Below are 12,893 nucleotides of genomic sequence, written 5' to 3'. Positions count from 1 at the left end.
GTCCCGCCAGCGCATCGCCGAAGCCACCCTCACCTACTTCGCGAACAGCTGCGTGTCGCGATTGCGGAAGGCCTTGAACTCGAGCGCATTGCCGCTCGGATCCTTGAAGAACATGGTCATCTGCTCACCGGGTTTGCCCTCGAAGCGCAGATAGGGCTCGATCTCGAACTTCACGCCGGCACGCTTAACGCGCTCGGCCAACGCCCCGAAGTCCGCCCAATCCAGAACGATGCCGAAATGTGGCACCGGCACATGCTGTCCATCCACCGGGTTGTGATGCTCCGCCCCGCGCTGCGGCGAGAGATGCGCGACGATCTGATGACCGAAAAAATCAAAGTCGATCCACTCGTCACTGCTGCGCCCCTCGGGGCAGCCCATCACTCCGCCGTAAAAGCTGCGCGCGGCGGCCAGGTCGTTGACCGGGAAGGCAAGGTGGAAGGGAGCAAGCTGACTCATGCGGGACTCTCCGTTGGACAGGGTGCGGATGCTCACGCCGAGTGAATCAGACCGCAGCCGGTGAGCAGGAAACTTCCGGATCAGTATAGAAAGCCGAACGCCACCCTGCAGTTCGTGACATCACGCACCGGCCACGCGCGACCAATACGAAACATGCGCATCGGACCCGACCGGCCAGTTGGCCAGAAAAGCGCGCTGCCAGGCAGCGTGATCGAAGGCGAGCGGCACGGCGTCAACATGCACGCCACGCCATATCGCGCCCTCGGCCACATCATGCGGCGAGGGCCGCGTGGAAATGCGCGTGATGCGCCCGCACACATCACCCGGCGCGTTACCCATCCCGGCCGCGCCGTTGTTGATGACCAGCCCTGCGGCAAAACCGCGCAAACCCGGCGTGCAGGTGTGACTGCTGGCGAAAACATCCGCCCGCGCACGGGCGAAGGCTTCGCCAACCCACGCCTGGTTGACGGCATCGTCCAGCGCAGCCGGATCGAAACGCCACCCCGCCAGGGAATCCGCATCGCCGTGCACCACCGCTACCGCCAGTGCGCCGACACGGTAGCGCACAAACATCGGCAAGCGCTCAAGCTCCGCCAGCACGGCCGGATGTCGGGCGGCGCTTGCCTTGAGCCGCGCGTGAATGCGGTTGGAGCGCAGCACGGTAGCCGCGTCCACGGAATCCGGGTAGGCGCAGCCACAGCCGGCTTCGCTGCCCTGCTCGCCCAACTCCGCCTCGACGTTGCCGAGAATCGTGGCGTGCGCGAGGACGCGTCGGTTGATCTCGGCGAAGGTCGCGTCATCGACATTGAACCAGTTGAAATCACCGTTGAACACGATGCTCACCGGCCCCGGCTCTGCCGCGGCCAGAGCTTCCACGGCATCAAGCGCAAACCGGTTGCCATACAGGCCGCCCACCACGTAAAGCGTATCGGCCCGCCGCTCCGGCGCGTGCGCCAGCGCTGCCGCACCGTAGCGGTAGCGCACCGGGCAGACTCGCCCCGCTTCGCTCACGCACGCGGCGCCGGGCGGCTCGCCAGCGCGAACGACACGAAGCCCACCAGCAGAATGACCACGGTTACCACCAGCAGCTTGCTGTAACTGTGCTCGACGCCGGACAGGTCACCGATCCAGGTGATGCGCTTTGAGTTTTCGAGGAAGTACACGATGGCCCCGCCGATGGCCGCGACGAAGGTGAGCTGAAAAGCCCATGGCTTGACGCTGCGATCAAGCAACACCGAATACACGATCACCGGCGTGAGGAACAGCGATGCTGTGCCGCTCACCGCCACGGCGGCGAACAGATCATCACTGCCAAGAAACACCAGCGCCAGCCCGCCCAGCGCAAACAGCATCATGGCCACGCGCCCGGCGCCGGTGCGCCCACCGCCCAGGCCCATGTCGACAACCGCCAGCTTGGATGCGCTGGAAAAGGTCGAATCCATTGTCGAAGCTGCTGAAATCACCAGCGCAGCCGCCAGTACCAGCATGGCCGTGTCACCCATCAAGCGTGCCAAGGTGACCAGCACGGTCTCGTCGCCGACACGGTTCAGCCCGGCAAACACCCCCAGCGCGCCGAAGGCCAGAATGCACAGCACGGAAATCCAGAATGCATGCAGGAAGCTGCGCCGGGTTGTGGAGCGGTCGGCGATGAAACCGCGATCCATCATCACCGGGTCGTGCATGGGGTAGCTCAGCACCTGCAGCACGGCGACCAACAACAAAACCCAGCCGGGGGACGTGAAGTCCGGACTGCTGGCAAGCGCAGCGCCACCATCGAAGGCCGGATGCGCGAGCATCATGACGAACAGCACCGCCAGCAACACGGCCAGAATGCCCATCTGCAGCACGTCGGTGCGCAGCGACGCGCGCAGTCCGCCGTTCATCGAATAGAACAAAGTGACGCCGGCCACTGCCAGAATCGACCATGTGTAGGCAGAGCTGCCCGCCACGCCAAAGACGATGCCCACCACCAAAAGATTGGCGAACACCTCGGTGAGCAGGCGCATCGCCAACAGGAAGTTGAAGCAGGCGTTGCCCAGACGGCCGTAGCGAGCGACCAGAAAGGACTGCATGTTGCCAACGCCGTGGCGGAAACGCAGGCGGTCGACGATCAGCCATCCGGTCAGGAACGAGCCGTAGTAGGCCGCATACGCCAGCACCCCGGCGATGCCGAAGGCAAAGCCGAGAATGGCCGCGTTGAGCAAAGAGCGCGCGAAGATCCAGGTAGTGACTTGCGACAGCGTCAGCGTCCACACCCCCGGCGCTTCACCTGCCGGCCCGGCACCGCGGAAAAAACCGTCGGTGGCCGTCACCCGCGGCGCAACGACAACGCTGATCACCGCAAGCAAAAGCAGCCCGGCACTCAACAACGAAAGGTCTACACCCGACATGCCTGCTTCCCCCTGCATCGAAATTGTGCTGCCTTGGACGCGGGCAACCGCGAATCCTTACATGCGTGCCTGCTGCACACCCGACTCCGATCACGCTGCCTGAGTGGCGTTCATCGCACGCCTCCGATGCAAGAGCATCTGCTCCATGCTTGCCTTGCCGCGACTTTTTACGCAGTACGCGCGACAAGGCTGCAACAGGTGATTGCAAGCCCCACCATTGGCTGCCTGATGTGTAAGGATGAGGCATCGGCGCACGTCAACGCGGCTCGAACTGACGGAGAACACCATGCACGCCACCCTGCCACTGCTGCAGACTACTGCCTTCCCGGCCATCCGTAGGCACGCACTGACGACGCTGCAGGTGAATCTGGGCTACAAATGCAATCAGACCTGCCTGCACTGCCACGTCAACGCCGGCCCGAATCGGCGTGAAATGATGGACGCAGGCATGCTGGCACTGATTCCGGCCGTGCTCGAAAAGTGCCGACTGAGCACACTTGATCTGACCGGCGGCGCCCCCGAACTCAACGAGGGTTTTCGCACGCTGGTGAAGGCGGCGCGGGCGTTGGGTGTGAAGGTGATCGACCGTTGCAACCTTACCATCCTGTCCGAACCCGGGCAGGAAGACCTCGCCGAGTTCCTCGCCGAACAGCGTGTCGAGGTGGTGGCCTCGCTGCCCTGTTATTCGGCCGCAAACGTAGACACGCAACGTGGCGACGGCGTGTTCGAGCGCAGCATTGCCGGCCTGCAACGCCTCAATGCACTCGGCTATGGGCGACCGGGCTCGGGGCTGACGCTCAATCTGGTCTACAACCCGCAAGGACCCAGCCTGCCACCCGATCAGGCCACGCTCCAAGCCGACTACAAGCGCGAACTGCATGAGCACTTCGGCATCGTCTTCAATCGGCTGTACGCCATTGCCAACATGCCGATCCAGCGTTTCGGCAGCACGCTGATATCGCGAGGTCAGTTCAATGACTACATGCGCCTGCTCAAGAACAGCTTCATGCACGCCAATCTCGACAGCGTGATGTGCCGCGAGCTGGTCAGCGTCGATTGGCAGGGCTACCTCCACGATTGCGACTTCAACCAGCAGCTCGGTCTGGCCTTGCCCGGCCCCGGCCGCCCCCACTTGCGTGACCTGCTCAATACCGACCTCACCGGGCGCCCGATTCGCGTAGCCGACCACTGTTATGGTTGCACGGCGGGCCAGGGTTCGAGTTGCGGTGGCGCCTTGTAACCCGCCCCCTGTCACTCCCTGTTCGCGCCCTTTCGCTGCGCGGTTCATCACTTGGCCAAAAAATGATGAAAAAAACCCTTTTGATCGGTGTCATCCTCGCGCTGGCAATCGCCTTTTTCGCGCTGGATCTCGCGCGATTCATGACCCTGGATGCGTTGAAGCAAGGTCAGGCCGAGTTTCTGTCGCTGTATCAGGCCTACCCGGTCCAGGTACTGGGCGCGTACTTTCTGGCCTACGTCGTGATGGCTGCGCTGTCCTTGCCCGGCGCGGCCATCATGACCATCGCCGCCGGCACCTTTTTCGGGCTGGTCACCGGCACGCTGCTGGTTTCATTCGCGTCGAGCATCGGCGCCACGCTGGCCTTTCTGACATCGCGCTTCCTGTTGCGCGAGCAAGTGCAGAACCGCTTCGGTGATCGGCTCGAAACCATTCACCGCGGCATCGAGCGCGACGGTGCGTTCTATTTGTTCACCCTGCGCCTTGTGCCGATCTTCCCCTTCTTTCTGATCAACCTGCTGATGGGGCTGACCCGGTTACCCACACGCACCTTTTACTGGGTCAGCCAGGTGGGCATGCTGGCCGGCACCGCGGTGTATGTGAACGCAGGCACTCAGCTTGGCCGCATCCACAGCGTTGGCGACATCATGTCGCCCGCGCTGCTGGCGTCCTTCGTGTTGCTGGGCATGTTCCCTCTTGTGGCGCGTGTCGTGCTGGAGAACGTGCGCCGGCGACGCGCCTATGCCGCCTGGATTGCGCCCTCGCATTACGACCGCAACATGATCGTCATCGGAGCCGGCGCTGGCGGCTTGGTGTCGGCGTACATCGCGGCAGCAGTTAAAGCCAAGGTCACCCTGATCGAGGCCGGACGCATGGGCGGCGACTGCCTGAACACCGGATGCGTACCCAGCAAGGCCTTGCTCCGCACGGCCAAGGCCGCGCATCAGATGCGCAATGCCGACACCTACGGGCTGGACCGCAACGAGCCGCGATTCAGCTTTCGCAAAGTGATGTCGCGCGTGTTCGAGACCATTCAGACCATCGAGCCACATGACAGCGTCGAGCGCTACACCGCTCTCGGCGTCGAGGTGCTGCACGGCCATGCCCGACTGATCGACCCATGGACGGTAGAGGTTGCGCTGCACGAAGGCGGCACGCGCGAGCTCACCGCGCGCTCCATCGTGCTCGCCACCGGCGCCGAACCCATCGTTCCGGATATCCCGGACATGCAGTACTCGGGTTACGTGACGAGTGAATCGCTGTGGGATCAATTCGCCCAGCTCGATGAAGTGCCCCGCCGCATGGTGGTTCTCGGCGGCGGGCCGATCGGTTGCGAGTTGGCCCAGGCCTTTGCCCGTCTCGGCGCGGGGGTCATTCTGGTGCAGCAAGGCGAGCGCATTCTGCCGCGTGAAGACGAAGACGTAGCCACTCTGGCGAGAGCCGCCTTGGCTGCCGATGGCGTCGAGGTGCTGACCGCGCACACGGCGGTTCGCATCGCCCTCGACGGAGAAACGCGCGCCGTGGTCGTGCGCGGTGAAGCCGGCGAGCGCGAATTGCCTTACGACGCGTTGGTGGTAGCAGTCGGCCGCAAGGCGCGACTCAGCGGCTACGGGCTGCAGGAGTTGGGCATCCCGACCGACCGCGTGATTCAGACCAACGAATACCTCGAAACCCTGTATCCGCATATTTACGCCGTCGGCGACGTTGCGGGCCCCTACCAATTCACCCACACCGCCGCGCACATGGCTTGGTATGCAGCGGTGAATGGTCTGTTCGGGCAACTCAAGCGCTTTGCGATCGACTGGTCTCTCGTGCCCCGCACCACCTTCATCGACCCGGAGGTGGCCTGCGTCGGCCTGAACGAGCAGGAAGCGCGCCAACGCGGTATCGCGTTTGAACTCACCCGCTTCGATCTCGACCAGCTCGACCGCGCAATTACAGAAAGTGCCGCGCACGGCTTCATCAAGGTGCTGACGCCGCCAGGCAGTGATCGCATTCTCGGCGTCACGATCGTGGGCGAGAACGCGGGCGAACTTCTCGCCGAGTATGTATTGGCGATGAAGCACCGCTTGGGTCTGAACAAGATCCTCGGCACCATCCATACCTATCCGACGATGGCGGAGGCGAACAAGTACGTGGCCGGAGAGTGGAAGCGTGCCCACGCACCACAGCGCACGCTGCGCTGGCTCGCGCGCTACCACCGCTGGCGCCTGGGCCGACCGCGCTCCCGCGTGATCGAGGCGCAGCGCAGGCAAAGCCACAGCTGAAGCATGCGTTTGTCCATCATCCTGCCCGTGCTGAACGAAGCCGCGCGCCTGCCCGGCCAACTGGCCGCACTCTCGCCGCTGGATGCCGAAGTCATCGTGGCCGACGGTGGCAGCCAAGACGGTTCGCCGGAGATCGCGCGCGAGGCCGGCATCACGGTCGTGCAGTCGGAGGCTGGCCGGGCTCGCCAGATGAATGCCGGAAGCGCCGTGGCACACGGTGACGTACTGTTGTTCCTGCATGCCGACACCTGCTTGCCGGCCTCGGCCGTACAACGAATTCACGCCGCGCTGGCGGATCATCGACGTGCGTGGGGCCGTTTCGACGTGCATATCGAAGGCCGCCCGCGCATGCTGCGGGTGATCGCCGCAATGATGAACCTGCGCTCGCGACTGAGCGGCATCGCCACCGGCGACCAGGCCATGTTCGTTCGCCGAGACGCTTTCGAAGCGGCACGAGGATTCCCCGATCAACCGCTCATGGAAGACATCGAGCTGTCGCGCCGCCTGCGCCGCATATCGCGCCCCGCGTGTTTGCGTGCCCGCGTGATCACCTCCGGGCGCCGCTGGGAAAAGCGTGGGGTGTGGCGCACCGTCATCCTGATGTGGCGACTGCGGTGGGCGTACTGGCGCGGCGTAGCCACCGACGAACTCGCCAGACGCTACCGGTGAGCACGCGCATCCTCATCTTCGCCAAAGCCCCCGAGCCCGGGCGGGTCAAGACGCGCCTGATCCCGGCTCTCGGGGCGCAGGGCGCGGCCAACCTGGCGCGCGAAATGCTCGACAACACGCTCGCCGCCGCACTTGGCGCGGCGTGCGGACACGTGGAACTGTGCATGTCGCCGGCGCCGAACGATGCCGCCTGGTCGGTAGCGACCTTGCCGCAAAGTATTTCGCGATCCGCGCAAGGCACGGGCGACCTCGGCGCACGCATGGCGCGTGCCGCGCAGCGCACACTGGCAGGCAACGAGCGAGTGATCCTGATCGGTACCGACTGTGTGGAATTGAGTGCCACGCTGCTGCGTGACGCAGCGACGGCGCTCGACTCGGCCGATGCCTTCATGCATCCCACTGCCGACGGTGGCTATGCGCTGCTGGCCCTGCGCCGCTTCAGCCCGAGCCTGTTCGCGGACATCGAATGGAGCACGCCCACGGTGGCACACATCACCCGCCAGCGCATCCACGCCCTGGGGTGGAAACTGCTCGAAGGCGCCGAGCTGCACGATGTTGACCAAGCCGGCGACCTCGCACGCTGGCTTGCGCGAACTGAAGCAGGCGCTTACAAAGAATAGCGGCATACGCTCTCGTCGGATCTCCGCTTCAGCCGCAAAATCGCAGCGTAACTATTTCAAAGGAGGAGCCATCATGAAAGTCGCAAGCGTTGCCATTCTCGCAGCAGCCCTCGTTGTCGTCGGTTGCGAGAGCAATCCCTACACGGGCGAGAACCGCAAGACCGCCACCGGCGCAACGGTAGGCGCAGGCGCAGGCGCCCTGCTGGGCATGGGTGTGTCGGGCAGAAGCGACCGTGGCCAAGGCGCCCTCATCGGTGCCGCCGTCGGCGCCACGGTAGGTGGCCTGATCGGCCGTCAGATGGACAAGCAGGAAGCCGAACTGCGCCGCGAAATGCAGGGCACGGGCGTGGATGTAGTGCGCGATGGCGACACCATCCGCCTGCAAGCCCCCGACAACATCACCTTCGACACCAACCGTGCCGACGTGAAGCCGCAGTTCGAGCCGGTTCTGCAACAGATTTCCAACAGCATTCGTCAGTATCCGGGCACCGTCGTGCGCGTCGAAGGCCACACCGACTCCACCGGTTCCGCCTCGTATAACCAGACGCTGTCTGAAAACCGCGCCAAGAGTGTTGCCAGCTATCTGGTGGGCCGTGGTGTCGAGTCGAACCGCATCCAGGCCACCGGCTACGGCTTCAGCCGCCCGGTCGCGGACAACTCGACCGCAGCCGGTCGTGCGCAGAACCGTCGCGTCGAAGTACTGATCATTCCGCAGGCGCAGTAAGCGGCGCGGGCGAGACGCGGTAGATGTGCACTACCGCGTCCTCGCCGGCCCCCGGCGGCCACTGAAAGACTTCATCCACTTCACGACCCGGAGCTTCCAGCTTCGGGTCGTTTCTACTCTTGTAACCAAGTGCTACCAGCATCGGAGCACGGGCGTCGCCCAGCATCTGCTCGATGCGCTCGGGCGTCTCCCAGATGATCGCCGTTCCAAGGTACATCTGGAAGGTTACCGGCGTACCGTAATGGACCAGGGCGCTGGCATCCAGTCCGCTGTTGGCAAACTCGGCAGCCGCCTCACGGATGGTTTCGGAAGTGGAGGTGTTTTCGGCCCTCCCGCCCCAGGTGACGTGATACTGCGCAAACAGCGCCCCCAGCAGCAAGGCGATGAGCACCGCCAAAGCGGCGGCAAAACGGCGCACACCGACCCTCTCGGCCACCCGCGCCATCTCGCGCCCTGCAAGCAAGGCACACGCCGGCCACAACGGCAACAGCAAGTCAGGCCGGTGGTGCGCGGCCAGAGAGAAAATCAGCAACCCCGCCAGAACCCAGCACACCAGAAAACGCTCGACGCGCCGCTCGGCCACCTGCTCTGCCGGTCGGTAAAAGACGCGCCACAGCGCGTAGAAGAAAAAGAGGGAAAACGGCAGGAAGCGTGCGAGCAGGAATAGCGTCGGCTTGGGCAGGTTTTCGCCCGGCGAGCTGGCCTTGTTGCCACCCGTAGCCTGACCGACCAGTTCATCGACCAGCAATTTGTCTATGAGCTCGCTGCCTTGCTCCAACCAGGCCAGCAGAAACCAGCCCAGGGTCAAACCGACGAACACCCATACGCCGGCCAAATGCGAACCCGACGGAAGCGGAGTCGCGGGGTCGCTCCTGCGCTCCCAGAACACCGCGAGCAAACCCGCGGCTGCCAGCACCAAGGCCAGCGGGCCTTTGGTCAGCGTAGCCAGAGCACCTGCAATCCAGAACAGCGTCCAGCCGCGCCAGTTGCCATCGGCTCGCTCCCATGCTCTCAGTGCCGCAAGCGCGCCGATGAAGATGAACAAGGCAAAGAGCGCGTCGGAACGCACCAAGGTGACGTGCTTGGACACCAGCGGCGCCATGACCATGGCGATACCGGCAAATCCGCCGGCGAGAAGCCCGAAACGGCGACGCCCGAATTCGAACACCAGCAGCCCCAGCGCCAACACGGCGAGCAAGGACGGCAAGCTCATCGCCAGGCGGTCGATGCCGAACAACATCGCGAATGGCGCCATGCTCCATGTATGCAGCGGCGGCTTCGACAGAATCCGCCCTTGAATGTCGTATTGCGCCAACCAGTGCCCGCTGCCCGAAAGCATGTCCATTACATAGCCGACGTTGCGGTGCTGCGCGTACCCTTCCAGGTCGCTGGGGCCGGTGATGCGCAGTGCGAATACCACCAGCACCAGAGCACACAGCAAGGCCGTCCAGGCGCCGCGCGAACGCATGATGTATTCCATGTAGTTCCTTGTCACGATTGGTTTGCGCGATCACGACGCAGCGAAAACCCTAGAAAAAGCAAGGCAATGACGCCTGCAGCGGCCAACTGCACTGCACCTTGCCATGGCGTGTATTCCGAAACACCGCTTCCGATCAGCGCTGCGGTCAGTCCCTGCGGGAGGAAGCCGATCAGCGTACCCAGCAGAAAAGCACGGTTGCCGACGGTACTGATCGCGAGGGCGACGTTCAGGATGATGTTGCTGACCGGCAAGCAGCGCACCAATGCAACCGACAACACCGTGGGCTGGACTGCGACGATGCGCGCGAACAACGGACGCGCTTCGAAGCGCTGCACGAGCCAGTCCCGCCCGCCCCAGCGGGCCGCGCGAAATACGGCGAATGAAGCGAGCATGCTGGCGGCCAGAGCCAGCAACAGACCGACTTCGAAGCCGAACACGAAGCCTGCCAGCGCATAGAAGATGAGCCGGGGCATGCCCACCATCATCAACAGCACCGTGATGCCGAAGAACCACATCGCGGCTTCGACTCCGCCGGAATGCATCAATGCGCCCATGGCCGGCAAGTCACGCAAGCGTTCGCCCAGCGGCGTGAAGTGCACCAGCCCGAAGAGCAATGCGGCGACCGTCAGCAAAGCGACAAGTTTGCGCAAACCCCGCGTTGCGGCTGCCCGCACATCGTCGTCGTGCTGCGCCTCGGCTGGATCAAGATCCAGCGCGTCACGCTTCATCGCACGGTCTCGTCGACGAGCCGGCGCGCGCGAACCGCACGGCGCAGGTACCAGCGCACGCCGAAGCAATCGCGAATACCCCGCCACAGACGGTTACCCACGCCGTACTTCGAGACGCCCGAACGGCGCTCGCGATGATTCACGTGGTGCTCGATGACGGTATGGCCCTGCCCCCTCAGCAAGGTCGGGAGAAACCGATGCATGCCATTGAACACGGGCACTTCGCGCAGGGCGGCGCGGCGCACCACACGCACGCCACATCCGCTGTCGGTCACCTGATCACCGGTGATCCAGTCGCGAAACCGGTTGGCCACGCGAGACGAAAAACGCCGCACGAAACTGTCCTGGCGACGCCGTCGCACGCCTGTTACGCAGTCCGCATTGAGCGCGCGGGCGCGCTCCAGCATGGCGGGCAGATCAGCCGGGTCGTTCTGCCCGTCACCGTCAAGCGTAGCCACCCATTCACCATGTGCGGCCTGAAAACCGCTGGCAACGGCAGCGCTCTGCCCGCAGTTGATGCGATGGAACACGGGACGCAACTCTTCACGGGAACAGTTGCGCAAAACCTCGGCGGTGCCATCGGTGCTCGCATCGTCGATCACGATGATTTCGAACCCGCCATCAACTGCAGCAAGCGCAACGGCCACTTCCTCCACCAAGGGCACGACGTTATCGACTTCGTTGAACGCGGGGATGACTACAGACAATAACGGGAGCGAACAGGAAGTCAGGTCGGGACGGCAGGTTTCGGTCATGTTCAACACAAAAAAATTAAGCAAATCAGATATTCATGGCGCAGGTGAGAGGGCGCACGAGTATGCGCAAGAGACAATCAATCAAACGTCAAGCTGTGCCGGTATTATAAAGACCGCTCAGGTGCCGGCCAGTTGGCACCCTCATACAGATCGCCCAAAGCATCATGCCGACCACCTTGGACCAACACCCTCTGCGTCAAACCCTGAACGATGAGCTGCATGCCCGGCCTCCGGTACCGATGCATTCGCCGGAAGCCGTCACCTACCTGGCCTTCCTGCATCATGACGGCAGCGCGGGGCGGGAACCACGACACATCACCGAACTGGCCACGCGCCTCGGCCTGCCTGAACCGACAACGGAATCAGGCCACGTGTTCATTGATGCTGGCGAATTTCGCTTCAAATGGGAGCGCCACAACGAGTTCTCGAGCTACACCTTCTTCCGCAAGAGCCAGGGCGGCGAGTTGGCCGACGACTTCGCGCTGCAAGTGGTCCCGGCCGACTGGCGCAGCAACATCCCCGGCCAGTTGATCACCGCCACTCATGTACTGGTGCGCCCTTCCAGCGAAGTCGGCCCCGAGGCGCTGGTGGCAAAGCACCTCGCCGGCACCACCCAGATGGTGGTCTCGAAAATCTCGCATGGTGCGGGCTGGGTGTTCACCGATTTCCGCATCACCGAAGGCTTTTCGCGCTTTCTGGTCGTCAATGATTCGCTCACGCCGCGCCAGGTGGGCCGTACCGTGCAGCGCCTGGTGGAGATCGAGACCTACCGGGTGATCGCCCTGCTGTCGTTCCCCGTCGCCAAGCAAGTCGCCCGCTTGCTGTCGCGTGCGGAGGACGAGCTGGCCGACTTGGTGCATCGCATGAGCCGTACGGAAACCTCCGAAGGCGAGCACAAGGTACTCGGCCGCCTGACCAAACTGGCGGGAGACGTCGAACAATCCGTCGCCAAGCACACCTATCGTTTCGGCGCCGGCGCGGCGTATTACGGGCTGGTGCGCGCGCGAATCGAAGAATTGCGCGAGATTCGCGTCACGGGCTTTCCCACGCTGCGTGAGTTCATGGAGCGCCGCCTCACGCCCGCCATGGACACCTGCGCCACCATCGCTCGGCGCCAGGAAGACCTGTCCGGTCGCATCGCGCGCAATGCGCAACTGCTGCGCACGCGCGTGGAAGTCGAGCTGGAGCGTCAGAACCAGCAACTGCTCGAGCAAATGAACCGCCGCGCAAAGCTGCAACTGCGCCTGCAGGAGACAGTCGAGGGGCTGTCCGTGGTGGCGATCACTTACTACGGCTCGCAGCTCGTGAACTACGTGGTCAAAGGCTTCGAACCGCAGCGCCTGCCGGCCACGCCCGAAACCATCACCGCAATCGCGATTCCGGTCATTGCCGGCCTCGTGTTTCTCAGCCTGAGGCGCATGCGCAAGCGCCTTGCCGCCGAAAATGGCGGCTCTCACGTGTAACCCGCGTGGGCCGGCTACGCTAGCTTGTGACGGGCTCGGTGCGGCGCTCCCCAGGGCGCGCTTTCGAGCAGCGTTTTCGCTCGCCACTCCTGCCGTGCAGCACG

The 12,893-nt window shown here is 63.9% G+C and carries 12 protein-coding genes; 6 read left to right on the top strand and 6 right to left on the bottom strand.

Going from position 1 to position 12,893, the window contains the following annotated elements:
* Positions 1-33 precede the first annotated feature (33 nt).
* From AC6H0W_RS06350 to AC6H0W_RS06340, 3 genes are all read right to left on the bottom strand, one after another.
* A complete protein-coding gene (locus AC6H0W_RS06350) occupies positions 34-456 on the bottom strand; it encodes a VOC family protein (protein ID WP_497576316.1) in 423 nt (140 codons plus the stop codon).
* Positions 457-576: 120 nt separating this feature from the next.
* Positions 577-1,467, bottom strand: a complete 891-nt coding sequence (locus AC6H0W_RS06345) for a hypothetical protein (RefSeq protein WP_497576315.1) — start codon at positions 1,465-1,467, stop codon at positions 577-579.
* Positions 1,464-2,864, bottom strand: a complete 1,401-nt coding sequence (locus tag AC6H0W_RS06340; protein ID WP_497576314.1) for a hypothetical protein — start codon at positions 2,862-2,864, stop codon at positions 1,464-1,466. The genes AC6H0W_RS06345 and AC6H0W_RS06340 overlap by 4 nt, the downstream gene beginning before the upstream one ends.
* Before the next feature lie 268 nt (positions 2,865-3,132).
* Between AC6H0W_RS06340 and arsS the strand changes: the two genes are divergently transcribed.
* The 5 genes from arsS (at position 3,133) to AC6H0W_RS06315 (ending at position 8,363) form a co-directional block, all read left to right on the top strand.
* A complete protein-coding gene (gene arsS, locus AC6H0W_RS06335) occupies positions 3,133-4,086 on the top strand; it encodes an arsenosugar biosynthesis radical SAM (seleno)protein ArsS (protein ID WP_497576313.1) in 954 nt (317 codons plus the stop codon).
* A 65-nt stretch (positions 4,087-4,151) separates the two neighbouring features.
* Complete coding sequence (locus AC6H0W_RS06330) at positions 4,152-6,350, top strand: dihydrolipoyl dehydrogenase family protein (protein ID WP_497576312.1); 2,199 nt, start codon at positions 4,152-4,154, stop codon at positions 6,348-6,350.
* 3 nt (positions 6,351-6,353) lie between these two features.
* Positions 6,354-7,019: a TIGR04283 family arsenosugar biosynthesis glycosyltransferase gene (locus AC6H0W_RS06325; RefSeq protein WP_497576311.1), complete on the top strand. Its 666-nt coding sequence runs from the start codon at positions 6,354-6,356 to the stop codon at positions 7,017-7,019.
* The gene (locus tag AC6H0W_RS06320; RefSeq protein WP_497576310.1) at positions 7,016-7,639 is read left to right on the top strand and encodes a TIGR04282 family arsenosugar biosynthesis glycosyltransferase; all 624 of its coding nucleotides are present in this window, start codon (positions 7,016-7,018) and stop codon (positions 7,637-7,639) included. Before AC6H0W_RS06325 ends, AC6H0W_RS06320 begins: the two co-directional genes overlap by 4 nt.
* A 73-nt stretch (positions 7,640-7,712) precedes the next feature.
* Entirely contained in the window at positions 7,713-8,363 is a 651-nt protein-coding gene (locus AC6H0W_RS06315; protein ID WP_497576309.1) for a YiaD family glycine zipper/OmpA-like lipoprotein, read from the top strand.
* Here AC6H0W_RS06315 and AC6H0W_RS06310 read toward each other — a convergent pair.
* The 3 genes from AC6H0W_RS06310 to AC6H0W_RS06300 are packed head-to-tail and all read right to left on the bottom strand — an operon-like array spanning position 8,344 to position 11,326.
* Positions 8,344-9,843 (bottom strand): ArnT family glycosyltransferase, encoded by a 1,500-nt coding sequence (locus AC6H0W_RS06310; RefSeq protein WP_497576308.1) that lies wholly within the window; start codon positions 9,841-9,843, stop codon positions 8,344-8,346. The genes AC6H0W_RS06315 and AC6H0W_RS06310 overlap by 20 nt on opposite strands.
* 11 nt (positions 9,844-9,854) lie before the next feature.
* Positions 9,855-10,571, bottom strand: a complete 717-nt coding sequence (locus tag AC6H0W_RS06305) for a TVP38/TMEM64 family protein (RefSeq protein ID WP_497576307.1) — start codon at positions 10,569-10,571, stop codon at positions 9,855-9,857.
* Positions 10,568-11,326 (bottom strand): glycosyltransferase family 2 protein, encoded by a 759-nt coding sequence (locus AC6H0W_RS06300; protein ID WP_497576306.1) that lies wholly within the window; start codon positions 11,324-11,326, stop codon positions 10,568-10,570. The genes AC6H0W_RS06305 and AC6H0W_RS06300 overlap by 4 nt, the downstream gene beginning before the upstream one ends.
* Positions 11,327-11,490: 164 nt before the next feature.
* On the opposite strand from AC6H0W_RS06300, the gene AC6H0W_RS06295 reads away from it, so the two are divergent.
* Positions 11,491-12,789 carry a DUF3422 family protein gene (locus tag AC6H0W_RS06295; protein WP_497576305.1) on the top strand — a complete coding sequence of 433 codons (1,299 nt, stop codon included), beginning with the start codon at positions 11,491-11,493 and terminating at the stop codon, positions 12,787-12,789.
* The last annotated feature ends 104 nt before the right edge of the window (positions 12,790-12,893 follow it).

The sequence above is a fragment of the Pseudazoarcus sp. NS20 genome (genome assembly GCF_059703745.1).
Note: the sequence above shows the minus strand (reverse complement) of the source record. Positions and strands in the feature narration are given on the sequence as shown.

Excerpts from the sequence above, each read along its gene's own strand:
- AC6H0W_RS06350 (WP_497576316.1), bottom strand. The coding sequence starts at position 456 with ATGAGTCAGCTTGCTCCCTTCCACCTTGCCTTCCCGGTCAACGACCTG.
- AC6H0W_RS06340 (WP_497576314.1), bottom strand. The coding sequence starts at position 2,864 with ATGCAGGGGGAAGCAGGCATGTCGGGTGTAGACCTTTCGTTGTTGAGT.
- arsS (WP_497576313.1), top strand. The coding sequence starts at position 3,133 with ATGCACGCCACCCTGCCACTGCTGCAGACTACTGCCTTCCCGGCCATC.
- AC6H0W_RS06330 (WP_497576312.1), top strand. The coding sequence starts at position 4,152 with ATGAAAAAAACCCTTTTGATCGGTGTCATCCTCGCGCTGGCAATCGCC.
- AC6H0W_RS06325 (WP_497576311.1), top strand. The coding sequence starts at position 6,354 with ATGCGTTTGTCCATCATCCTGCCCGTGCTGAACGAAGCCGCGCGCCTG.
- AC6H0W_RS06315 (WP_497576309.1), top strand. The coding sequence starts at position 7,713 with ATGAAAGTCGCAAGCGTTGCCATTCTCGCAGCAGCCCTCGTTGTCGTC.
- AC6H0W_RS06310 (WP_497576308.1), bottom strand. The coding sequence starts at position 9,843 with ATGGAATACATCATGCGTTCGCGCGGCGCCTGGACGGCCTTGCTGTGT.
- AC6H0W_RS06305 (WP_497576307.1), bottom strand. The coding sequence starts at position 10,571 with ATGAAGCGTGACGCGCTGGATCTTGATCCAGCCGAGGCGCAGCACGAC.
- AC6H0W_RS06300 (WP_497576306.1), bottom strand. The coding sequence starts at position 11,326 with ATGACCGAAACCTGCCGTCCCGACCTGACTTCCTGTTCGCTCCCGTTA.
- AC6H0W_RS06295 (WP_497576305.1), top strand. The coding sequence starts at position 11,491 with ATGCCGACCACCTTGGACCAACACCCTCTGCGTCAAACCCTGAACGAT.